This window comes from Metabacillus sp. 84 (assembly GCF_050107715.1).
Classification (GTDB): Bacteria; Bacillota; Bacilli; order Bacillales; family Bacillaceae; genus Metabacillus_B.
Genome location: NZ_JBNILN010000009.1, coordinates 40,603 through 63,348 on the forward strand (window position 1 = coordinate 40,603; position 22,746 = coordinate 63,348).

At 44.8% G+C, this 22,746-nt stretch carries 29 protein-coding genes; 27 read left to right on the plus strand and 2 right to left on the minus strand.

Annotated elements, in window-relative coordinates; genetic code table 11:
- Positions 1-12 precede the first annotated feature (12 nt).
- The 12 genes from ACQCV8_RS14915 (at position 13) to ACQCV8_RS14970 (ending at position 12,661) form a co-directional block, all read left to right on the plus strand.
- On the plus strand, positions 13-2,223 hold the full coding sequence (locus tag ACQCV8_RS14915; RefSeq protein WP_426845653.1) for a sugar phosphate nucleotidyltransferase: 2,211 nt from the start codon (positions 13-15) through the stop codon (positions 2,221-2,223).
- Positions 2,224-2,309: 86 nt separating this feature from the next.
- A complete protein-coding gene (rpmG, locus tag ACQCV8_RS14920) occupies positions 2,310-2,459 on the plus strand; it encodes a 50S ribosomal protein L33 (RefSeq protein ID WP_426845655.1) in 150 nt (49 codons plus the stop codon).
- 452 nt (positions 2,460-2,911) lie between these two features.
- A complete protein-coding gene (locus ACQCV8_RS14925) occupies positions 2,912-3,478 on the plus strand; it encodes a 5-formyltetrahydrofolate cyclo-ligase (RefSeq protein ID WP_426845657.1) in 567 nt (188 codons plus the stop codon).
- Positions 3,471-4,268, plus strand: a complete 798-nt coding sequence (locus ACQCV8_RS14930) for a DUF92 domain-containing protein (RefSeq protein ID WP_426845659.1) — start codon at positions 3,471-3,473, stop codon at positions 4,266-4,268. Before ACQCV8_RS14925 ends, ACQCV8_RS14930 begins: the two co-directional genes overlap by 8 nt.
- 241 nt (positions 4,269-4,509) lie before the next feature.
- On the plus strand, positions 4,510-4,686 hold the full coding sequence (locus tag ACQCV8_RS14935) for a hypothetical protein (RefSeq protein ID WP_426845661.1): 177 nt from the start codon (positions 4,510-4,512) through the stop codon (positions 4,684-4,686).
- Between the two features lie 244 nt (positions 4,687-4,930).
- Entirely contained in the window at positions 4,931-6,100 is a 1,170-nt protein-coding gene (locus ACQCV8_RS14940) for a rhomboid family intramembrane serine protease (RefSeq protein WP_426845663.1), read from the plus strand.
- Between the two features lie 170 nt (positions 6,101-6,270).
- Positions 6,271-6,480 (plus strand): YqgQ family protein, encoded by a 210-nt coding sequence (locus tag ACQCV8_RS14945; RefSeq protein WP_426845665.1) that lies wholly within the window; start codon positions 6,271-6,273, stop codon positions 6,478-6,480.
- Between the two features lie 52 nt (positions 6,481-6,532).
- Positions 6,533-7,501: an ROK family glucokinase gene (locus ACQCV8_RS14950; RefSeq protein ID WP_426845667.1), complete on the plus strand. Its 969-nt coding sequence runs from the start codon at positions 6,533-6,535 to the stop codon at positions 7,499-7,501.
- Between the two features lie 426 nt (positions 7,502-7,927).
- The gene (locus ACQCV8_RS14955) at positions 7,928-9,817 is read left to right on the plus strand and encodes an LTA synthase family protein (RefSeq protein WP_426845669.1); all 1,890 of its coding nucleotides are present in this window, start codon (positions 7,928-7,930) and stop codon (positions 9,815-9,817) included.
- A 133-nt stretch (positions 9,818-9,950) separates the two neighbouring features.
- Positions 9,951-11,072 (plus strand): M14 family metallopeptidase, encoded by a 1,122-nt coding sequence (locus ACQCV8_RS14960; RefSeq protein WP_426845671.1) that lies wholly within the window; start codon positions 9,951-9,953, stop codon positions 11,070-11,072.
- A 166-nt stretch (positions 11,073-11,238) separates the two neighbouring features.
- Positions 11,239-12,294 carry a hypothetical protein gene (locus tag ACQCV8_RS14965; RefSeq protein WP_426845673.1) on the plus strand — a complete coding sequence of 352 codons (1,056 nt, stop codon included), beginning with the start codon at positions 11,239-11,241 and terminating at the stop codon, positions 12,292-12,294.
- A gap of 49 nt (positions 12,295-12,343) precedes the next feature.
- Positions 12,344-12,661 (plus strand): MTH1187 family thiamine-binding protein, encoded by a 318-nt coding sequence (locus tag ACQCV8_RS14970; protein WP_426845675.1) that lies wholly within the window; start codon positions 12,344-12,346, stop codon positions 12,659-12,661.
- Positions 12,662-12,691: 30 nt separating this feature from the next.
- Here ACQCV8_RS14970 and ACQCV8_RS14975 read toward each other — a convergent pair whose 3' ends face one another.
- Positions 12,692-12,865, minus strand: a complete 174-nt coding sequence (locus tag ACQCV8_RS14975; protein WP_426845677.1) for a DUF2759 domain-containing protein — start codon at positions 12,863-12,865, stop codon at positions 12,692-12,694.
- A 195-nt stretch (positions 12,866-13,060) separates the two neighbouring features.
- On the opposite strand from ACQCV8_RS14975, the gene ACQCV8_RS14980 reads away from it, so the two are divergent.
- On the plus strand, positions 13,061-13,693 hold the full coding sequence (locus ACQCV8_RS14980) for an MBL fold metallo-hydrolase (RefSeq protein WP_426845679.1): 633 nt from the start codon (positions 13,061-13,063) through the stop codon (positions 13,691-13,693).
- Positions 13,694-14,749, plus strand: a complete 1,056-nt coding sequence (locus ACQCV8_RS14985) for an SAM-dependent methyltransferase (protein WP_426845681.1) — start codon at positions 13,694-13,696, stop codon at positions 14,747-14,749.
- Positions 14,750-14,875: 126 nt separating this feature from the next.
- Here the strand turns inward: ACQCV8_RS14985 and ACQCV8_RS14990 are convergent, their stop codons facing one another.
- Positions 14,876-15,121 (minus strand): DUF2626 domain-containing protein, encoded by a 246-nt coding sequence (locus ACQCV8_RS14990; protein WP_426845682.1) that lies wholly within the window; start codon positions 15,119-15,121, stop codon positions 14,876-14,878.
- Between the two features lie 234 nt (positions 15,122-15,355).
- Between ACQCV8_RS14990 and ACQCV8_RS14995 the strand changes: the two genes are divergently transcribed.
- From ACQCV8_RS14995 to ACQCV8_RS15055, 13 genes are all read left to right on the plus strand, one after another.
- Positions 15,356-15,736, plus strand: a complete 381-nt coding sequence (locus tag ACQCV8_RS14995) for a Spx/MgsR family RNA polymerase-binding regulatory protein (RefSeq protein WP_426845684.1) — start codon at positions 15,356-15,358, stop codon at positions 15,734-15,736.
- Between the two features lie 108 nt (positions 15,737-15,844).
- Complete coding sequence (locus ACQCV8_RS15000; protein ID WP_426845686.1) at positions 15,845-16,090, plus strand: hypothetical protein; 246 nt, start codon at positions 15,845-15,847, stop codon at positions 16,088-16,090.
- A gap of 162 nt (positions 16,091-16,252) precedes the next feature.
- The gene (comGA, locus tag ACQCV8_RS15005) at positions 16,253-17,320 is read left to right on the plus strand and encodes a competence type IV pilus ATPase ComGA (protein WP_426845688.1); all 1,068 of its coding nucleotides are present in this window, start codon (positions 16,253-16,255) and stop codon (positions 17,318-17,320) included.
- Entirely contained in the window at positions 17,310-18,335 is a 1,026-nt protein-coding gene (comGB, locus tag ACQCV8_RS15010; protein WP_426845690.1) for a competence type IV pilus assembly protein ComGB, read from the plus strand. The genes comGA and comGB overlap by 11 nt, the downstream gene beginning before the upstream one ends.
- 11 nt (positions 18,336-18,346) lie before the next feature.
- Positions 18,347-18,646, plus strand: coding sequence for a competence type IV pilus major pilin ComGC (gene comGC / locus ACQCV8_RS15015; RefSeq protein ID WP_426845692.1), 300 nt, complete (start codon positions 18,347-18,349; stop codon positions 18,644-18,646).
- Positions 18,624-19,076 (plus strand): competence type IV pilus minor pilin ComGD, encoded by a 453-nt coding sequence (gene comGD, locus ACQCV8_RS15020; RefSeq protein WP_426845694.1) that lies wholly within the window; start codon positions 18,624-18,626, stop codon positions 19,074-19,076. The genes comGC and comGD overlap by 23 nt, the downstream gene beginning before the upstream one ends.
- Positions 19,060-19,368 (plus strand): hypothetical protein, encoded by a 309-nt coding sequence (locus tag ACQCV8_RS15025; protein WP_426845696.1) that lies wholly within the window; start codon positions 19,060-19,062, stop codon positions 19,366-19,368. The genes comGD and ACQCV8_RS15025 overlap by 17 nt, the downstream gene beginning before the upstream one ends.
- Positions 19,325-19,792 (plus strand): competence type IV pilus minor pilin ComGF, encoded by a 468-nt coding sequence (comGF, locus tag ACQCV8_RS15030; protein WP_426845698.1) that lies wholly within the window; start codon positions 19,325-19,327, stop codon positions 19,790-19,792. Before ACQCV8_RS15025 ends, comGF begins: the two co-directional genes overlap by 44 nt.
- Complete coding sequence (locus ACQCV8_RS15035) at positions 19,779-20,159, plus strand: hypothetical protein (protein WP_426845700.1); 381 nt, start codon at positions 19,779-19,781, stop codon at positions 20,157-20,159. The genes comGF and ACQCV8_RS15035 overlap by 14 nt, the downstream gene beginning before the upstream one ends.
- 57 nt (positions 20,160-20,216) lie before the next feature.
- On the plus strand, positions 20,217-20,708 hold the full coding sequence (locus ACQCV8_RS15040; protein WP_426845702.1) for a shikimate kinase: 492 nt from the start codon (positions 20,217-20,219) through the stop codon (positions 20,706-20,708).
- Between the two features lie 46 nt (positions 20,709-20,754).
- On the plus strand, positions 20,755-20,955 hold the full coding sequence (locus tag ACQCV8_RS15045) for a YqzE family protein (protein ID WP_426845704.1): 201 nt from the start codon (positions 20,755-20,757) through the stop codon (positions 20,953-20,955).
- A gap of 262 nt (positions 20,956-21,217) precedes the next feature.
- Positions 21,218-21,916 (plus strand): YveK family protein, encoded by a 699-nt coding sequence (locus ACQCV8_RS15050; protein WP_426845706.1) that lies wholly within the window; start codon positions 21,218-21,220, stop codon positions 21,914-21,916.
- Positions 21,900-22,562, plus strand: a complete 663-nt coding sequence (locus ACQCV8_RS15055; RefSeq protein ID WP_426845708.1) for a CpsD/CapB family tyrosine-protein kinase — start codon at positions 21,900-21,902, stop codon at positions 22,560-22,562. Before ACQCV8_RS15050 ends, ACQCV8_RS15055 begins: the two co-directional genes overlap by 17 nt.
- Positions 22,563-22,746: the final 184 nt, after the last annotated feature.

Genomic DNA, 22,746 nt, shown 5'->3' on the forward strand with positions numbered 1-22,746 from the left:
AGGGGTTTTCATATGAAAGCAATAATCATGGCAGGAGGAATGGGTACCAGATTACAGCCCCTTACATCAAGATTGCCCAAACCCATGGTTCCGCTGCTGAATAAACCGGTCCTTGAATATGTCATCCTCCACTTAAGAGAGAATGGATTTACGAGTATTTTCCTTTCCCTTTGCTGGAATAGCCGGGTCATTGAGGAGTATTTTGGAGATGGTTCCCGGCACGGCGTCCAGATCTCTTATTTGATTGAAAAAAAGCCGCTTGGCACAGCCGGCTGCATCAAGCTTGCGGAGCCCTTCCTCAAAGAGTCTTTCTTGGTCGTCAGCGGCGATACGATCAGCAATTTCAACCTCGGAGAAGGAATATCAGCTCATAGGGAATCAGGCTGCATCGCAACGGTATTTGGTGTGAAGAAGAACCAAACAGGAGAATATGGGAGCGTCATTGCCGGAAGGAATGGACGGATTCTCGGCTTTTCAGAAAAGCCAAGCCGGACCGAAGTCTACAGTGAGTATATTAACACCGGCATGTATATCTTTGAGCCAGAGGTCTTCAATTATATCAAAAGAGGAACACCTCAGGATATCAGTAAGGATATCATGCCCAAGCTTCTCACGGATGGTCTTCATATGCATCAAGCTGCTGGATACTGGTCCGATATAGGCACTCATTCAGAGTACAGGGGAGCGCAATACGATTTGCTCGACGGCATAAAAGGCCTCTCACCTGAATGGATTTTTGCTTCAACTTCCAGTGAGGAGAGAATCCATATTGAACAGGGAGCTGTCATAGAGCCCGGAACAATACTCACCGGCCCTCTATTTATAGGGAAGGGTACTGTAATCGAAAAGGGAAGCAAAATCGGCCCGTATGCGATACTGGGTGACAGTACACACATAGCTGAGGGGTCGAAGATTGAACACTCTATTTTCTGGCATCATCAGCGTATTCACTCATATGCCATCGTCCGGGGATCCGTTTTGGCAAGCAGCTGTGAAATAAAGTCCTTCAGTGAATTGCAAAATGGGTCCGTTCTGGGCGAAAATGTAGTTCTGGAGGGGGATAACGTGGTGAAGGAGCAGGTTCGGATCTGGCCTGACCAAACGGTAGCACCGGGAGTTATATTGAATGATACCTTTTCTGCAAGGTATCTGGCAGATGCTTTGCTTTTCAGAAAAAGAGGCCATATCCATCTTGCCATCGCAGAGGGAGGAGGCGTTAAAGCGGCGAAACTTGCACAGGCATTTGCCGCCTCTTGCGGAAAAGCAGGCGTCATTGCCGGAAGTGACGGCAGTGCTCTTTCTTCCTTATTCTTGAGTCTGTTCACCGAATCGCTCCGATCGTTCGGCTGTCCAATCTATGCAGAAGAGGATCCGCTTTCACCTTCCGCGTTAAGGTTCGGATGCAGCAAATTGAACAGGATGGGGGTTTATGCGGTTTCTTCCAAAGATTCGTGCTCCTTTCTTTTCTTCGACGGAGGGGGACAGCTCCTTCCATCTGAAATAGAAAAATCAATGCAGCATCATTTTTCAAAAGCGACAATGGTTACAACCGAGGTGCCTGGCATAAAAACGAGAATAGCGGGCCTTGCCTTTGAATATGAGAGCTCATTTCTAAATGCTTATTTCCCTAATGAGAGTGAAACTTACGGAGCGGAGCTTGATGCGCTTTCATACCGTTTTCACAGGGATTGGCTGGAGCGGGCAAATTTTACAGTGAGGCTGTCACCGGCTGAAGCCCGTGATTTTAAAAATGCCGATCTTGTCTTTCTTCTAAATGAAAAAGATCAAAGCCTTCAGCTAAAAGGGGAGAACGGAGACCTGCCCATCACGGCTTCCGTCTTATCAGAGCTCCTGCAGGAGAGTCAGTCTATTCCGGAGACCGACAGCCCATTGCAGCTGCTGATCTATTTGCTGAAAGGAATGAAAGAGAAGCCGGCCGTTAAGACGAAACTCATACTCTATTCAAAAGCTGCTTACGAGCATATTTCGTGTCAGCACGGACAGGAAACCAGAGTTTTGAGCAGGCTGATTTCAGACGAGGATTTTGACCGGCTCCGTCTTTCTGAAGGAGTCAACATCCACCATGCAGATGACAGCTGGACGAGAATATCGGCTCTCCAGGACCGCTCGGCTTTTTCCGTAATAACAGTCAACAGCCGGCCCGAAGAAGCCTTAAAAACAAATGAGAAATACACAAGGAAAATAAAACACTTTCAAAAATAAAAAATAAAGTGGAATTTCTTAAACAACAATGGTATGATGTTAAAGTCTGATTAGATTTAACGATTGAAGAGTTTGGAGGGATAAACATGCGTGTGAATATTACACTTGCTTGCACTGACTGTGGTGAGCGTAACTATATCTCTAAAAAGAATAAACGTAATAACCCGGATCGTATGGAGCTTAAAAAATACTGCTCCAGAGAGAAAAAAATGACAACGCACCGTGAAACAAAGTAAGCAGCAGGGAATTTATTCCTGCTGTTTTTTTGTGTGCGGAGCTGCTGATGCGCCTGACCCTCACTCTGCTAAAGCACTAAAGCTCTGGCACCACCTCACCAATCCCATACGGAGCAAGGCTTTAAAAGTCCAAGTCCCCGTACCGCTGTGCGTTAAAGCAGCAGGGGCCTGGCACAGTGCCTGACCCCACCTTCACTGCCGTACTAAAGCTCCGGCACCTGATCCGGCAGACCTTGCCACATAACGCCTGACTGCATTTTGTCTCTGACCCCCGGCCCTTTAATGTACTAAAGCTCCGGCACCGCCCCAGCATACCGGTAAACGGAAAACGCTGAACATTCACCAGTGCAAGGTCAGCCCCGGCACCTCATAAAATATTTCAGCGGATTTGCTGTGAATACGATTTCGAACATATATAATGAAACCAATACATATAAAAGCGGTGAATCAAAATGAATAAAACAAGCCTGCGGGAGCAAATGAAAATTCAGCTGCAGAAAATGACCGACCATGAATACTCCGTTTACTCTGACCGTCTGGAAAAGCAGTTATTTCAAAGCACGTTGTGGAAGAATGCCGCCGTTATCGGTTTAACAATCTCTCAAAACAGGGAACCAAATACAAGAAACATCATCAGAAGAGCATGGAGCGAGGGGAAGCAGGCGGTTATTCCAAAATGCTTTCCTGCTGAACGAAAAATGGAATTCAGAGTACTTACCTCCTTTGATCAGCTGGAAACGGTCTATTACGGGTTAAAGGAGCCAATCCGGGAGATGACTGCGTTGGCGGATAAACGTTCAATCGATGCCATCGCTGTGCCGGGTTTGTGCTTTGATTCCAGAGGCTACCGGATCGGCTATGGCGGAGGGTATTATGACCGCTTTTTAGAGGATTACCGGGGACAAACAGTTTCACTAGCCTTCTCTTTCCAGGTTCTTCCTCTCGTTCCTGCTGAACCCTTTGATGTTCCGGTGCAAAGGATCATAACTGAAAAAGAGGTGCTTCATTGCTGTGACTAATCCGATTCACATTATAGGGATCTTTTTAATCGGCTTCATTTCTCTTGCGGGCTGGAAGATCCGCTCCCTGACTCTAACCGGAGCAGCTGCAGCGTTCCTGACAGGAATGCTGATCTATCTGGGGTATGGGTACCAGGGTCTGCTGCTGCTTGGAGCCTTTTTTGCAAGCTCAAGCCTGCTGAGTAAATTTAAAAGAAACCGGAAACAAGCTGTCGATGAACTGTTGGAAAAAGGGGACCGCAGGGATTCAGTCCAGGTATTTGCAAACGGAGGGATTGCCTCCATTGCCAGTTTCATGTTCTGGCTGACCGGTGCAGATCTATGGACGGCTGTCTTTTGCACGTCAATCGCCGCGGCAAACTCGGATACGTGGGCTTCGGAAATAGGAACCCTTAGTAAAAGAAATCCCAGACTGCTGCTTTCACTAAGAAAAACAGTAAGAGGGACATCGGGTGCGGTTTCGATGCTTGGAACAGGAGCGGCTGCCGCCGGGGCAGCCTTCATCGCCATCCTGTCTGTTATGGTATTTAACCTGAGCGTGCAATGGGGAGTCATGATTGCCTTGATTGGATTCTGCGGCAATCTGGCGGATACAGTTCTTGGCGGATCCGTCCAGGTAAAATATAAATGTCCAGCCTGCGGAAAAATCACAGAGCGGCGGTTACATTGTGGTGTCGAAGGACACGTCTTTCAAGGCTATTCTTTTTTTAATAATGATGCAGTCAACATCATTTCCATTGGATTTGCAGCCGTATTGTCAGCTGGAATTTTCATCTTTTTTTCTTTTTGACGAAGAGCACCGCGTATAACAAGCGTTTCGGTGAAACATCGGGATCTGTTAACGCTTTCCAGCGGATGGTTATGCAGGGCAGACCTCAGCGCTCACTTCTGTGGGGTCCATAATCAGTCTAAAGCCTTCCGCATCAATCAGCATGGGTTTGGGGTCAGCTTCCTGTTTAATCAGAGCCATATTCAAAAGATACGGATAAAATAGGCAGAAGCGGTAAAAAGTATGAGCAGGAGGGATTACGATGAATCGATTGACTGGCTACCTGCTCGCAATCATTGGCGGCTTTCTGCTATATCAGTTTAGATACCGTTTGCTGAACATGATTCTTGGAAACCCGGCAATGCGCGCATTTTTTATCAGGCTTTCTTTAAGGCTTCCTTTTGTAAGAGATAAGTTTATTCACAAAGCCTTTTTCTAATGCAATATTTGGATAAAGAGCACCGGCATGCCTGGTGCTTTTTTGATGCGCTTATGGCGTGGTACCTCCTGCATAGATAATAGGACAGTACATAGGGCATCTGATGAAAATAAGAGAACATTCTCACCTTGAGCCGCAGCCATAAAGGACCCTGAACCCTTTAGGCCGAAGTGCTTTGCCTTTCTATTTACTATGCAGTCTTGCTATAATATCCATAACAAAAATGGACGCTGGAGAGATGGCGATGTCACTAGAACAGGAAGTATTACACTGGAATTTAATCAATCAGCTGATTGAAAAGAAGTTTCGTATCGTCTCATTGGCTGAAGATCACAGTGAAATTTGGCTTGAAAGTCAAAGGGGAGCAGATTTTCAGCTGCTTCGGATTTCACGTAAAGAGACCGATTGGGGAAATCAGCTGGAGCAAGACGTGTCCCGGGCTGCAGAAAAATTTGAGGAAATCAGGAAAAGTTCAGGCCGGAAATCAATGAACATCCTGAATGTTTATCTTTCATCTTATCCGCCGGTGGATGAATGGGAGCATCTTGTCGAAAAACCGTATTCCCGCGGAAACACGGTTTTAAAAAATGTCCTTGTATATGATGAAAACCGGTCTGCTGCACTCATGACGATAGAGGATATGCTTTCCGTCCGTTTTCATGCCGGTGCTCCGGAGATAGACAGCTATGAGGAACTCAATCGCTATAAAACGACAGTCATAGAAAAAGAAAATCACCGGATTCAGGAAGAAAGAAAGGTTTTTGAATATGGAAAGCCGAAATTCACGAAAATCCTGCTCGCTATTCAAATTATTCTTTTCTTTTTAATGGAACTCTCCGGAGGAAGCCAGAACAATCAGACGCTCGTTGATTTTGGGGCTAAATTCAATCCGTACATTGTCGAAGGGGAATGGTGGAGGCTCGTTACGCCTATGTTTCTTCATATCGGCTTTATTCATCTGCTAATGAATTCAGTAGCCTTGTATTTTATTGGGGACGCAGTGGAAAAAATGTTTGGATCCGCCCGGTTTCTGGCCATTTACTTCTTTTCGGGCATCCTCGGGACCCTTGCAAGCTTTGCCTTCAGCAATTCTATTTCCGCCGGAGCTTCCGGAGCAATCTTTGGATGCTTCGGTGCACTGCTTTACTTGGGAGTCGTGGAGCGCGATCTTTTTCTCCGCACCATCGGACCGAATATACTGGTCGTGATCGGCATTAATCTGGCGCTGGGCTTTACCATTTCAAATATTGATAATGCCGGCCACATCGGAGGGCTGATTGGCGGCCTGGCTGCAGCGTTTGCCGTGCAGCTTCCTTCCCAGCCAAAATCGTTCCGTCAGGGTCTCGCAGCAGCCTCAGGGCTGGCAGTTGCTGTTTCCCTGGCTGCGTTTGGGTATTTTTCGAATATAAACTAAAGCATAGCTAGACGGCGCATGCATGCTGAACCGGGTCTCCCGCCATACAAGCTGCCAGCACAGCAGCTTGTATGTTTCAGCCTGGAGACGGCGCTTATTTAATGCTTGACTCAAGCACGGTTCTTAGTTACCTTATAAATGGATGTACTGTCGTTAAATGAGGTGAAGGTTTGAAAACGGTTTATGATGTGCGGCAGCTTTTAAAAAAGTATGGAACCATTATATATGTCGGTGACCGTGTGGCTGATTTAGAGCTGATGGAAGATGAGGTCAGACAGCTATATGAGTCAAAGCTGATTGAGACTCAGGACTTTCAAATGTCGCTGCTCATTCTGCGGCAGGAAGCTCAGATGGAACGCAGGAAAAGATCAATGAACTGATACATATTTGTGCAAGCGGTTTCCTAATACGATAGATAAAGGACGGAGAGACATGAGCGAAAAGTTGCTGGTTGGAGTAGATTTGGGAGGCACCACGATAAAAATGGCTTTTATTTCCCTTTATGGCGAGCTGGTTGAGAAGTGGGAAATCCCTACAGATAAAACAGGAAAGAACATAACGCTTGATATTGCAAAAGCAATTGATGCCAAGTTAATTGAACGGGGCGAAACGAAGTCGAAGCTCGCGGGAATCGGTATGGGGGCTCCAGGGCCTGTAGACCTTGCGTCAGGCCTTGTTTATCAGACCGTCAACCTCGGCTGGCTGAACTACCCGCTTAAGGACCATTTAGAGGTAGAAACAGGACTTCCCGCTGTTATCGATAATGATGCCAATATCGCGGCAATTGGGGAAATGTGGAAGGGTGCAGGCGACGGTGCGAAGGATGTCATTTTAGTCACCCTCGGTACGGGAGTAGGCGGAGGAATCATTTCAAACGGCGATGTAATTCATGGAGTGAACGGTGCCGGGGGAGAAATTGGGCATATTACCTCAATCCCGGAAGGCGGGGCACCATGCAATTGCGGGAAAACCGGCTGTCTTGAAACGGTAGCATCAGCTACAGGAATCGTCCGGATTGCAAAAGAGAAAATCAGCCTGTCCACTCAGGAAAGCAAGCTGCGGAATGTTCTTAAAGAGGCAGGAGAAATTTCTTCAAAAGATGTTTTTGAATTTGCAGCAAAGGGCGATCCGATTGCTCAGGAGGTTGTAGAGTTCGTCACCTTCCATCTCGGGCTGGCGCTCTCAAGCCTTGCGAATGGACTTAATCCTGAGAAAATCGTGATCGGCGGGGGCGTATCCCAGGCGGGAGAATACTTGCGGGTGCATGTTGAAAAGTACTTCAAGCAGTTTGCCTTCCCAAGGGTTGCACAGGGAGCGGCCATTGAAATCGCAACACTTGGCAATGATGCCGGGGTCATCGGAGGAGCATGGCTGGCTAAAACACTGCTTACGGATTATTAATGAAGACGGAAAAAGAAGCGTATATTAAAAAGGAGCCTGCTGACAGGCTTCTTTTTTTAGGAATCGCGAAGCTGATGCTGCGGCCGGGAGTATATAAGCCATCGTTGAATCAGTGAAGCAGAAATTCCTCCCTCAAAAAGGAATAAACGCTTTTACGATGAGAAAACCTTTGAAAACTTACGTAACATAATAAAATTTATTTAAAAAAGCTGTAATGTAAAGGGGGTTTGCCCCCTAAATACAGGGGGTAAAGATTACAGTCAACATATAATTCTACCATTTCATTGTAATGTTAATATTAAAAGCATTGATTTTTTGTAAACGAAGTATTAAGATATGATTTAGCTTGTTTATAACCTGCTTACTTAAATTGGGAAAAGAATAGATATAGTCATGCGCAGTTCTGCCGGATGAGGAGGTCAACGAATGCGTAAAAATTCACTATCAAAAATTTCATTCTTACTTATAGCTACATTATTTATGTGGCTTAAAACGTACATTGTCTATAAAACTAGCTTTGACATTAAAATTGAAAATTGGACACAGGAAGTGATCCTTTTCATTAATCCCTTAAGCTTCCTGTTATTCATTTATGGAATCGGGCTGTTTATGAAGGAACGGAACCGAAACCGTTTTGTATTCATAACAAGCATCGTTCTGACAGGGGTGCTCCTGGCAAACATGGTGTTCTACCGGTTCTTTAATGACTTCCTGACCATACCGGTCCTGTTTCAGTCCAGCAACATGGGAGATCTTGGGAGCAGTATTTCATCCCTGTTCCAGCCGGTTGACGTTTTATTGTTTGTTGATTTAGTCATTCTGTTCTGGCTTCTTCGCAAGCCAGCTTTCCGTACGGATATCCGTGCTACAAGAAAAGAGCGTTCTGCTTATTATCTAATGGTCGCAGCCGTATTTTTCTTTAACCTGGGACTTGCTGAAACAGAACGTCCACAGCTGCTCACGAGATCATTTGACCGTGAAATGCTTGTTAAAAACATCAGTGTGTACAATTTCCACGTATATGACGGGATTATTCAGTCGAAAACCTCAGCACAGCGTGCAATGGCTGACAGTACGAATTTAACTGAAATCCAAAACTACATTAAAGCAAACAAAAAAGAACCAAATCAGGATATGAAGGGGATTGCCGAAGGACGAAACGTCATTATGGTATCACTTGAGTCCACACAGAACTTCGTAATGGACGGAGCAAAAGTGAATGGACAGGAAGTTTCTCCTTATTTGAACGATCTCGCGAAACAGAGCTACAATTTTACGAATGTCTATCACCAGACCGGTCAGGGTAAAACATCTGACTCTGAGTTTTTGACAGATAATTCTCTTTACCCGCTCGGACGCGGAGCTGTTTTCTTTACAAACCCGGATAATGAATACAATTCAGCTCCGGAAATTTTAAAGGATAAGGGCTATACATCCGCTGTCTTTCATGCGAACAACAAGTCTTTCTGGAATCGTGACTTAATGTACGATTCATTCGAATACGATCGATTCTTCGATGTGAACAGCTATAAAGTAACACCTGAAACATCTGTAGGGTGGGGCTTGAAGGATAAAGAATTTTTTGAACAGACTGCCACCCTCATGAAGGATTTGCCTCAGCCGTTTTACTCTAAGTCAATAACGCTGACAAATCATTTCCCGTTTGAGCTGAGTGAAGAAGATCAATCCATTGATAAGTTCGATTCAAACAGCAAAACGCTGAACAACTATTTTACAACTGTCAAATATCAGGATGACGCGGTTAAAGCATTTATCGAAAAGCTGAAAGAAGAAGGGGTCTATGAGAACTCTATTATTGTCTTCTACGGCGACCATTACGGCATTTCTGAAAATCACAATGAAGCGATGTCTAAATATCTTGGCAAAGAAATTACACCTTTCGAATCGCAGCAGCTTCAGCGTGTACCGTTTATCGTCCACATTCCGGGCGTGACGGACAAGAATCCGAAGGAAATCGATACAGTTGGCGGCCAGATTGACATTCGGCCGACAATCATGAACATGCTGGGAGCAGACACGAAGGATCAAGTGGAATTTGGAAACGATCTGTTCTCCAAAGACCGGCTCCCATTTACCGTAATGCGTGACGGAAGCTTCGTAACCGACAAATATGTTTATACGGATAATATTTGCTACGATAAGAACACCGGCAAGCCTGTAGAAGATAAAGGAGTCTGTGAGCCTTATTTAGAAAAAGCGAAGAAAGAACTCGACTATTCCGATAAAATTATCTACAGTGACCTGCTAAGATTCTACAACAAGGAAGACGAAAAGAATCCGGCAGAATCAAAATAGCAAGCTAAAAAGCTTTGGCCTAACAGCCAAAGCTTTTTTAGCGGAAACAGCATACGGCCTTCTCCTTATTTTCAAGGGTTCAGAAAGGGGTGCAGCGCTCATAAAATGAATGGTAAGGAAAGGGGGATTATCATTGGAAATTAAACTGAAAAAAAGCACAGGCTTAACCGAGGTGGCAGAGCATTTTGAGCTTCCGGCGGTTCTGATTGAACAATCCAATCCGGATAAAAAGGATTCGTTTCAGGCTGGTCAAATACTAAAGATTCCAGGATTTGAGTGGAAACAGACACATGGTGAAATTGAAAGGTTTTATGAGCCGGCTCATCCCGGAGAAGGATTTGTGGCAGCGGTTAAGGCTGAGCGGCATCTTTCATCAAGGAAAAAACCGTACACCTCCTCCTGTTTGTATGCAGATATAGAAAAATTAGTACAAAAGTACCCGTTTATTCAGCAGCATATAATTGGAAAAAGTGTGAGGGATAAGCCTATAATAGAGTTAACATTTGGAACAGGAAAACGACTCGTTCATATGAATGCCTCCTTCCATGCGAATGAATGGATTACTTCCGCTGTATTAATGGATTGGCTGGAACAATTTGCTAATGACTTGATTTACGGGGAATCCAGGTTCGGCCATCCTTCTCTTCAGCTTTACACTCTAAATGCTCTATCCATCGTACCCATGGTCAATCCTGACGGCGTTGACTTAGTCCTGCAGGGTCTTCCGGAAGAAGACAGTATACGTAAACTCGTCCTTCCAATAAATAATGAATCCACAGACTTTTCTCAATGGAAAGCAAACATCAGAGGAGTCGATTTAAACAATCAGTATCCGGCTTATTGGGAAATTGAAAAGGAAAGAAAAATCCCTAAATCACCAGCACCAAGAGATTATCCGGGAGAATACCCATTATCTGAACCCGAATCCGCCGCTATGGCTGCTCTTGCTGAGAGGAAACAGTTTGACCGTTTGCTTTGTTTCCACACACAAGGTGAAGAGATTTACTGGGGTTACTTAAACAAAGAACCGGAAGAGGCCTCATTAATCGTCAAGGAGTTTGCCATCCTGAGCAAGTATACGGAGGTTCGGAACATAGACAGTCATGCCGGCTACAGGGACTGGTTTATTCATGAATGGAGCCGCGCAGGGTACACCATTGAGCTTGGGTCTGGGGTCAATCCTTTGCCGCTTGACCAATACGAAACCATCCTTCAAAGAGGGGAGGGCATTTTCCGGGCTGCCCTGTATATGTAAAGGAACGATCCATGAGGCTTTCATCAGGGGATTCAGCCCCTGATGGAAGAACCGTTCACCCATTTCCCTCTGCTCTTCCCATAAGGGTACATAATGTTCTATCAGCTTGAAATCCGCGTTAAATGGTCCGTTAAGTCGGCACACGTTAAAGAAAGGTGAAGCAGGAATGAGTATAAAACAAGGCCGTTTATTGGCGGCAGTGCTGGCCCTGGCAATGATAGCAGCAGGCTGTGCAAATGAACCGGAGAAAAAGGCTCCGGCTGTTGATGCCAACGTGCAGACAACAGATAAACAGACAGTGATACCATATGAGGCGGATGAGCAAACCTTTCAAACAGTAGGGGGCTGGCTTGATGACAAGACGGTTGTTCTGGCGGAATATGATAAAAAAGAGACCACTTTGTCTACCTATGATTTTTCGGAGGGAAGCAAAAAAGAACTTTACAGGGCGGACATGGCAGTAACGCATGTAGAGGTGAACGGAACCTATATTTTAATGCAGGGTAGTTCTTCAGCCAATACAACGAATCTCCTGCTGATTGATTCAAAGGGGACCAAGCGGTTTGAAAAGGAATTTTCCTCCCACGATCTGTCATTTTCGTGGAGCGAGGCGAATCCGGACCGGCTGTTCGTGACCGCGTTCAATGAAGACTGGACATATGAGACCGCCATTTACTATCCATTGACCGGCTTCGAGGATGCTGATCCGATCGATGCTCCTTTTGCAGAATGGAGCGGGAACGGAAACCTGTTTTTTGCGAAGGATGGAGGAGGCAAGGGCTCTCCGCTTTATCAGTATGATGTTCAAAAGCAGGAAGAAAAAAAGATGGCGGATGAAGTTTTATCCGTTTTTTCCAGGAATCATACATGGATTACGCTGAGCTATGAAAACGACAGCCCTGTCTTTATCGTTCAGGACGGCATAAAAAAACAGCGCTTTCCTTCTTCTCTTAAAGAATCAGAAGGAAGCCTGGATCTTCCTAAAATAGAAATCAGCCCATCTGAGCATGAATTCATAACCTACGAGTACAACGAAGAATCTGACCGTCTGAATCTTGTAAGTTTCTCTCTGCTGGATCAAAAGAAAACCGTTCACATTAGGGACGCACTGAATATGCCTTTAATGTACTCACCGGACGGTACCAGAGTGTTATACGGCTTTCAGCTGGAGAAGGTCATTAACCTGCTGACGGGGAGCCTGAAAACTCTTGTTACGTTTTAGCCCTTTTAGGGATGTGATATACTGATGAAAACGAAAGGCGGTCAAAATTATGCCCATTGCAGATGTAACCATCATTCCAATAGGAACAGATACTCCGAGTGTGAGCGGGTACGTTGCCGGGATCCAGAACATTCTGGAATCCTATAAAGCGGAAGGAAAAATCGATTATCAGCTTACCCCGATGAATACATTAATCCAAGGGGAGCTGCCGATGCTCTTTGAGGTCATTCAAGCCATCCATGAGGCCCCTTTTCAGGAGGGCATATCCCGGGTCGCAACCAACATCCGGATTGATGACCGGAGAGATAAGGAAACAACGATGCAAGGAAAGCTTGAGAGTGTTCAAAAGCATATGAAACGTACATAAAAAAGCTGGCTCTGTAAGCCAGCTTTTTCTTTAATGGTGAGTCGGATATCCGTGGAAAATGACCGTCATAACAGTAAACCAGCCGAAAACGCCAAGTGTAGCCACGCAAAACATGATTCCCATCATGTTTTTTTCTTTAAAGGCGCGCAGCAGTCCATATACGGCTAATAATGAAATCAACGTAAAGATAATGACTAACCCCATTTGCCAATCCCCCTTGCGATCACTTCTGGAAAAAAATGAAACAAGTTCACTACATATTTTAAACGTTTTCAAAATGAATGTCGAGTTAAAAATAAGCTTTTGAAAGCGATGCCATAATAGCCCTCCCGGATTGAAACTTTGCCGGTTTTCCTTAATAATAGGGGTAGACTAAAATCAAATTGAGGTGCTGTCATTATGAACTGGGAACGAATTCCATTAGGTCCTCTGCAAACGAATTGCTACCTGGTAAGCAGCAGGAATAAAGAGTGCATGATTATTGATCCTGGGAGTGAAGGAGACAAGCTGAATCAGCTGATTCAATCAAGAGGTTTAAAGCCGCTTGCTGTGCTTCTTACCCATGCCCATTTCGATCACATTGGTGCAGTTGATGATATACGCGGACGATGGAATATTCCTGTCTATATCCATAAAAAAGAAAAAGACTGGCTGCCTTCGCCGGAGCTTAACGGCTCTCATTTTTTCGGAGCAGGTCCAATCCATGCGAGACCTGCAGATGAATACATTCAGACTGGCGAGACACTTAAAATCAGTGATTTTTCCTTCAAGGTTCTGCATACTCCCGGTCATTCACCAGGCAGTGTTTCCTTTTACCATGAAGAAACAAGATCGGTATTCAGCGGAGACGTGCTTTTTAAAGAGGGAATCGGCCGGACGGATCTGCCTGGAGGAGACCATCAAGTATTGCTCTCAAGCATACATAATCACCTGCTCCAGCTGCCGGAGGACACGATGGTGCTTTCAGGACACGGGCCTGAAACGACCATTCAGGATGAAATGGACCGAAACCCTTTTTTAAACGGGTTTTAAATGAAAGGGATGATGGTGCAGCTGATCAGGGAGAAGGGAGGCTTCCTTTCCTTTGATGAGTATATGAGAGAATCCCTGTACCACCCGGATCATGGCTATTACATGTCCGGGAGGCCGAAAATCGGCAAGGCCGGTGATTTTTATACGGCCAGCTCCATTTCTTCTCTATACGGTGCCCTGATGGCAGGGTGGTTTTTAGACAAAGTCCGTTCCAATGAAATCCCTCCGGTTTTCTGTGAAATAGGAAGCGGAACGGGATCCTTTCTCCGCGCTTTTCTTGATGAATGGAAAGCCCAGTCTCCTGAAACCTTTGAACGGGGGACCGTATTCAGTGTTGAAAAAAGCCCGGCTCACCGTCAAAGAGCGAGAGAGCTTGGAGTAAAGGTACTCCCAGGCATCGAGGATCTTCCAGCCGGCTTTTCAGGAACGATTTTCTCAAATGAATGGCTGGATGCACTTCCGGTAAAATTGGCAGAAAACTCTGGAGGAGTCGTAATGGAAGCAGGCGTCGGAGCGGATCAGGAGGGACAGCTCGTTTTTATGCATCGCGAGGACAACAACGGTGAGCTTGCCTCCTACCTCAGATGGGCAGAAATTCCTCTGAAAAAGGAGAGCAGAATAGAGATTCCGCTGGAGATGCTTGAGAAATTGCAGCAGCTGAATGAAAAGCTCGGCAACGCCTATATAGTCACGGCAGACTACGGTCATTTTTCGGATCTTCTTGTTCAGAGAAAGCAAGGGACAATTCGCGGCTACAGAAATCACATCCTTTATGAGCATCCGCTGGCTTATCCGTATGAAATGGATTTAACGTATGACATTCCGCTCACAGCCTATTTGAAAAAGACAGGAGAGCTGGGCTGGGAGGAGCTGGCCGTGCAAAAGCAGACCGAATTTTTCTGGGATAACGGGCTCGCTGGCTTTTTACAGGAAGTACAGGACCCTGATCCGTTTTCTGTTGCATCAAAAAGGAACCGCGCCATTCGTTCCCTCCTTTCACATGAAGGGATCAGTGAATCGTTCTATATTATGGTACATAGAAAAGGGGCAGTCTAGAAAAGTCCCGCTAAGAGCAAAGAAAAACCCCCGGTATGCTTATGAAGCTTGCGCATACCGGGGGTTTAATTTGTAAATGAAAAGGACATCACCTGCAGCAGGCAACTGACTGGACAGCCCCGTTTTTTAATGGCCTCCCTGGCCGGGCACCATCATGAAGGTGGTCCAATAGGTAAAGCCTACAAAGAAAACGGTTAAATAAGCACCGAAAATATAAATATACATCCGCTCTGATAATTTAAGATAGGATAAAAAAACAAAAAAGACCGTTTGAGCAAAAAATAAAATTGAAGTTTCCGGCATATCCCCTAAATAAAACATGACTGCGAAAATTCCAGTCCAGAATCCGAGCACACGAAACATGCGGTCCATATGCAATTCCTCCCTTACCCCTCTATTCCATCCCTCTTTATTATAAAGGACACTTCCTTTCATTGTAAATAAGCGTTTACATTTAGCTGTGAAGGACTTTTTAAAAAAAATTAACAGGCTGTGCATATTGATGTACAAAAGGTGTACAATTAATGTACAATACAAATACAGATAAATAATCAATAGAAAAAATATAAATTAAGCCTTTGAATAACCTTGAGGAGGAACATTTAAATGAGCGAACTTACTTTTTTCACGTACCCAAGCTGTACATCCTGCAGGAAGACCAAGCACTGGCTGAAAGCAAACGAAGTTGATTTTGAAGAAAGACACATGTTCCGCGAAACTCCCAATGCAGAGGAGCTCAAGAAAATTCTGGAGCTGACTACTGAAGGCATCGACGAAATCTTGGCTACAAGAAGCCAAACGTTCAAAGACTTAAATCTTGATATTGAAGATATGAACCTGTCAACCTTACTTAAACTGCTGACCGATGAACCGAAGCTGCTGCGCAGGCCGATCCTGACTGACGGGAAGAAGCTTGTAGTCGGCTACAATCCGCAGGCGTTGAGCAAACTGTCAAAAAATAGCCTGCTTCATATGTCCGTCTCTTGATCATGTCACCCTGAGGGGTGATTTTTTCAATTCTTTTACTTTGAATACATTTCCTGTTGTGCTATATTTAATGCAAGTTGTTCTTTATAATGAATGGGAGGCGGAAGCATGACAGGATTCAATTTTTATCTTGAAGGTGTAAACATGCAGCCTGTGTCGGTTAGCTATGAGAAACCCGATTATACTTCGCCTGAGAGCAGCCTGGTAGCAGCAGCAAAAGACTTTGAAGCGAAAAGCAGACTCACTTACGCAGGACATAATCAATTAGAAGGCGGCTACAGGATTTATTATGAAAAGTCCTCTCTGTTTAAATCCAAAAAAACATACATCTACTATGTAACGGAAGAAAAATAAGAACAATCCTTTTGCCGTTTTTTATTCAAAAAACGGTTTTTCTATTGTAAGGAAAAAGGATTTTCAAGAACTGTACACCCTGGATAATGGTTTTTTGCCAATATGACAGAATCTCTCCATCCGTCTATACTTCTGTTTAAATACAGGAAAGGAGAGAATTGATTGCAGGAAATTGAAGCGTTATGCGCAAGCATCGTTCTTAAAGCCATTGAACTCCACGCATCTGACATTCACATTGTTCCAAAGGAAGAATTTACAGAGATTCTTTACCGGATAGACGATGATCTTCTCAATCAGCAGAAGCTTCATCGGGATGTATCACAGCGGTTGATCTCTCATCTTAAATTTGAAGCTTCTATGGATATAGGAGAAAGAAGGAAGCCGCAGAGCGGTGCTCTTTCAGTAAAGCTTGATGATCTGGAAGTTCCGGTCAGGCTTTCCACCCTGCCCACCATCTACGAAGAAAGCATGGTGATCAGACTCTTATCCTCCGGGCAAACACCCCCTGCAGCACGCATCTCCCTCTTTCCATCCGCTACTCAAAAACTTCTCTCTTTTTTTTATCATTCCCACGGACTCATGATTTTTACAGGGCCAACCGGTTCAGGCAAGACAACGACTCTTTATTCGCTGCTCAACCATGCCAAAAAACACTTTAAACGGAATATTATTACGCTGGAAGATCCCGTAGAAGCAAAAAATGACGAAATGATGCAGGTGCAGGTGAATGAAAAAGCTGGAATTACTTATGCTGCAGGATTAAAAGCGATTTTGAGGCATGACCCTGACATCATCATGGTAGGTGAAATCAGGGACTCGGAAACGGCTAAAATCGCTATCAGAGCTTCGCTGACCGGGCATTTGGTCCTGAGTACAATGCACACTAGAAACGCAAAAGGGGCACTATACAGATTGCTTGAATTCGGTGTTCCCCAGGCAGAAATGGAACAGACGCTTATTGCTGTCTCTGCTCAAAGACTTGTAGATATTAAATGTCCTTACTGCCCGGGAGCATGCTCGCCCTACTGCAAAAAAATGAGAAAAGCAAGAAAAGCAGCTGTTTTTGAACTCTTATACGGAAAAAATTTAAACGCGGCCTTTCGGGAGACTAGAGGATCGGAAGAAGCGAACGACTATGCCACACTAAAAGAAGTAATCAAAAAAGGAATTGCCCTAGGGTTTGTACCCCATGCGGCTTATTACAGGTGGATTTTTGCAAATGAAGAATAAATGGAGCAATGCTGAGCAATCCGTATTTATTGGCCGTCTGAACAGCCTCGTCCAGAAAGGCTACTCGCTGGATGAAGCCATACGCTTCCTATCTCTGCAGGCTGCCCAGAAAAGAAGAGGGGATTACCACTTTTGCCTAATGGAACTGAAGAGGGGGACTCCTTTCCATCAGGTTCTCCAGCAGCTGCATTTTCATCGGGATGCCGTCACTTATCTGTTTTTTGCCGAACAGCATGGCGATTTGGCGTTCTCTTTAAACGAGAGCTCGCAGCTGCTCAGCAGAAAGCATGAGCAGTTTATAAAAATTACCCGGATGATGCGGTATCCGATTCTCTTAATCTTCATCATGATGGGTGTTTTGTACGTCGTACAGCATATCATCGCTCCCCAATTCCTCTCTGTTTATCAGTCAATGAATATGAAACCTTCTCCTTTAAACACAGTGCTGCTGGCATCCTTTCAATTTCTGGCAGCAGCCTCCTTCGCATTTCCCGTCCTTTTTCTTTTAGCGGGTTCCTTTTATTTTTTCTCATACAGGCGAAAACCTCCGGCGCAGCAGATGAACATGCTAATGAGTATTCCGCTTGTAAAAGAATGGGTTAAGCTGTTTAACAGCTATTACATCAGTCTGCAGCTTAGCAACCTTCTAAAGGCCGGGCTGTCTTACTATGAGTGCCTGGTAACGTTCAGGGAGCAGAGTCTTTACCCGTTTTTCAGCGAAGAAGCAAACACAATGATTAACCGGCTTAAAAAAGGGGATCGCTTTGAAGAGTTGTTTGCGCAGCCCCACTATGACCCTCAGCTTGCTGAAATTGCTGCATACGGACAAAGGAATGGCATGCTGCACAGAGAGTTTTATACTTACAGCCAATACACACTGCAAAGACTTGAGGAGAAACTGTCTTCCGCAGCAGCCTTTATTCAGCCAGCCGTATTCACAAGCGTCGGCCTGATTGTCCTTCTCGTGTATTTATCCATGATACTCCCCATGTACCAAATGATCGACCAAATCTAGGAGGCGGTAAAATGAAGAATGATAATGGGTTTACTTTGATCGAAATGCTGATTGTGCTCCTTGTAATCACAGTCCTGCTGCTTGTCACAATCCCCAACATTGCCAATCACAGCAGCAATATCCAGGAGAAAGGCTGCAGCGGTCTTCGCAATATGATCTCTGCACAAGCTGAAGCCTACCGAATGAATGAAAACGCAGTGCCTACAATCGACAATCTCATAAGCGGTAAATACATCAACGGCAATACATGTCCGGATGGAAGTACCATAACCCTGGATGCCGGCGGCTATGTGGTTGAAGCGGCAGACTAATGGGTTTACTCTGATTGAGTCCCTCCTCGTGCTCTCCATATTCTCCGTGCTTTCGCTGACGGTCCTTATCCCGCTGCAGCCTGCACACGAAAAATTGACGGAACAGCACTTTTTTGAGCAATTCCAGAAAGACATCCTTTATGCTCAGCAGCATGCCATCATGGAACGTCTGCCTTATTTATTTACTTACAATGAAGACGGCACGTCCTATTCAATCAAATTGGGCCGCCATAATGCAAATGAACTGCTGGTTTCACGCAGCCTTCCTGAAGGAATCACGATACTGCCGGGTACGCTGGACCGGAGATTGACCTTTCTTGCTAATGGAAACATTTCTGCAAGCGGAACACTCAGGGTGGTCATCCGCCAGCAGGCTTATCTCGTCACGTTTTATTTAGGAAAGGGGAGATTTCTTGTTAAAAAAATCTAATGGCTTCTCACTGCTTGAGTCCATTGCCTCCTTTTCCATCTGGTGCATGGCAGTGCTAACCTTGCTGCCAGGTGTTGTCGGCATGCTGCAGGAAAGAGAAAACATTTCCCTTGAAACAGATGCCTATAGAGTTCTGCAAAGCCATACAGCGGAGCGGATGACTGGAGCCTTCAAAAAAAACGATGAAGAGGGGAGCGGTCCCTATACGATTATTTCAAGTGACGGGCATTCCTGTATACACTGGAAGGATGCCAGACAAAAAGAACAAGAGTTTTGTATGCAGATACACTAATTCATCAGGTTTTTCCCTTCTGAATATGCTGTTCTCCCTCTCCGTTTTTACCTTGATTGTCTCCTCGCTGTTTCCGCTGCTACTCTTTTTTTATCAATCTGTCGAAGGCTATAGGGAATTAAATGATTTAGAATGGGAATTTTTCAGCGAACAGGCCATGCTGGAGCTGAAATCGGCTGTTGATCCTGCCGTAACGGGGGAAACTCTCTCTTTCAAGAACAGCCTTGGGCAATCTGTAACCTACCAGAGGTATCAAAATTATATCCGGCGGCAGATTAATAAAAGCGGAAATGAAATGGTGCTGCAGAAGGTTCAGCATGTTCAATTCGAGGTGAAGGATAACCACATGGTCATCGTTGTTAAAAGCTTAAACGGAACGCTTCGCAGCCTGACAGTCAGGTCTATATACAATGAAGTCATGTAAGACAGAAACAGGGTTCATTTATCCATTTACAGTTTTGATGGTTCTGTTGTTCTTTATGACCTCGATTCACATCACCCAAATGCTGCTGCTGGAAACAAAATACTATGAGGATACAAGGAAGTTTTACAGGCTGCAGCATCTGACCTATGCCGGTGCTGCAATCTCCTCTAAAAAAGCAGCCGAGCAATGGACAGGAGAGATGGACGTAAAGGACAAAGAGGGGACAATCCAGATCTCATTGGTCAAGGCTGCAGAGGACCGCCTGCAAATTTCTCTTGTTTTTTCATTAGGTGAACAGACCTCCTATCACGCTTCTTATGAATGGAGCATTCATGAGAAGAAAATGTACAATTGGCAGGAATGGTAGACTCATCCGACGCTTCGATGTATCATAGAAACCATCGAAAAAACGGAGTGATTATGCATGGAGCGAATTATACTGACTGGATTTATGGGAGCGGGAAAAACTACAGCAGGCAAGGCACTTGGGAATAGGCTATCGGTGCCTGTTTATGATACGGATGTGCTTCTTGAGCAAAAGCTCGGAATGAGCATGAATGAGATCTTTGATCAATTTGGAGAAGAAGAATTCAGGAGAAAGGAAACAGCAATGCTGCGGGAACTCCCTGAAGGACCGGCTGTCATTACGACAGGAGGCGGGATTGTGATGAAAGAAGAAAACCGGGAACTTCTAAAGCAGAAGGGCAGGATTTTTTATCTCAGCTGCGAATTTAATGCGCTATATGAAAGGCTGAAGGAAGATACAACCCGCCCTCTGCTTAAAGAAAAAACGAAAGAACAAATATATCAGCTCTTTGAGAGCAGAATGTCCGCCTATGAGGAGGGAGCCATCGTGATTGAGACAACGGGGAAAAATCCGGAAGAAATAGCAGCAGACATTGCAGCAAGATTATAAATGACCGCTTTTGTCCATACTGTCTGCTAGGACAGGAGGAATACAGATGTCTTCCAATGACTACATCAAATACGTAACTCAGCAGGTCGTTAAATACATGGATACGCCAAAAGAACAGCGCCAGCAGGAAAAGGAAATCAAAAAGGAAACACGCACGCCATTCTGGTTTAAATGGTTTGGTGTTCTTCCGATATCCATTATGCTGTGGGTCAAGAAAAGAAAGGCAAAACGCAAGAAAAAGATCTGACCTTTGTCAGGTCTTTTTCTATTATTTTAAACAAATTGACTAATTTAAGGTTGATTACATAGGTTAAAAGTAGTAAATTTTCTTTATGAAGAACAAAATGAGGTTTGTATTACCAATATAGATAAATATAATGTAAATTTTCCGCAAATTATCCGTTCAATTGTTGACACGTTCTGTATAAAGAACTAGACTAATAGTATACGAACAGGGGATATTTTTTTAGTCCGTCCGTTCTCTATTGAAAACAGGGAGGATGACGAAAGTGGAGAAAGAAATTGATATAAAAAATCTATTCACGTTAATAAAACGCCGCATCTGGATAATGATTACGTTTGCTTTGCTGCTGACAGCTGCAGGCTGGGGGTATAGCACCTATTTTACGACACCGGTCTATGATGCATCTGCCCGGATTTTAATCCGGGATGACACAAAATTTTTTAATACGCTGACAGAAGTAATCCGGGAGCCAGTCATTATGTCTAAAGTCACAGAAGAGCTGAACCTCAACCGTTCTCCTCAGGCGGTTGCCTCCCAGATCTCCGTGATGCCGGTCGGAGAATCTCAAATTGTCGAGATTACCGTGACCGATCCAAACCCGGTAATGGCTGCTAAAATCGCGAACTCAACGATGAAGCATTACCGCGAAGAGCTGCCGAAGCTCCTGAATTTCAGCCAGACAAAAATTTTGACAGAAGCAAAGGAGAACGCAGAGCCCTATAAAGAAAGCCCGGTGAAAAGAATGCTTATCGGATTGATTGCCGGAATCGTGCTTTCGCTGGGAATGATTTTCCTGCTTGATTCACTGGATGACTCCGTCCGGACGGAGGAAGAGGCAGAAAAGCTGACCGGCCTGCCGGTTCTTGGAAGCGTATCAAAAATGACCCGCAAAACCTCACCGATTTTAAAGGACAAAAGGCTTAAAATTTCTGTAAGGGGTGAATCGGTTGTTTCCTACAAGTAAAAGAAAGATGGAAAAGGCAGACAAACGCCGGCTCGCTTCCTTTTTTAACCCAATGTCAAAAGTGGCCGACCAATACCGATCCATCCGGACAAACCTCCAGCTTGCTCCGGAAAGCGCCCAGCTTAAATCTTTTATTATCACATCTCCCGGCTATAAAGAAGGGAAGTCCACTGCAAGTGTCAACCTCGCTGTTTCTTTCGCTCAGCAAGGCAAAAGAGTTTTGCTCATCGACGGGGACTCAAGGAAGGCAAGTCTTCATACAACCTTTAAAATTGATAATTCAATCGGCTTCAGCGATGTTCTGAAAGGCTATATACGGCTTGAGGAAGCAGCAGGAAAGACTGAAATCAGACGGCTTGATATCCTGACATCCGGGAGCATTCAGATGAATCATTCAGAACTTCTTGCTTCCAGTGCATTAAAAAACGTTCTCCACTATGCCTGTAAAGAATACGATTGCATTGTGATAGATGCACCGCCAATGCTTGAGACAGCAGATGTTAAAATCATGGCCAATCAATGCGGAGGCCTGATTCTCATCACCCGGGCGGGGAAAACCGCTCAATCCAAGCTGAAAGAAGCAAAAAAGAAGCTTGAATCCTTCGATACCCAGCTGCTCGGGGTCATTTTAAATGAGACAGAGTAAGTCCTGCTGAAATCGATTCCTTTATCTTTTTACACTTATTTTGTTCTTTAAAAAGAACAAAATGCGGGCATGTCTCCTCGCCGTTATCCACGGAGGCACTCGGTTACGCTGCGGGTTTATACAACCTTAGACGCCAGTCGTCGTAAGTGTGATGTGAGGGGGGGTTAAATGCCCCATTTTTACT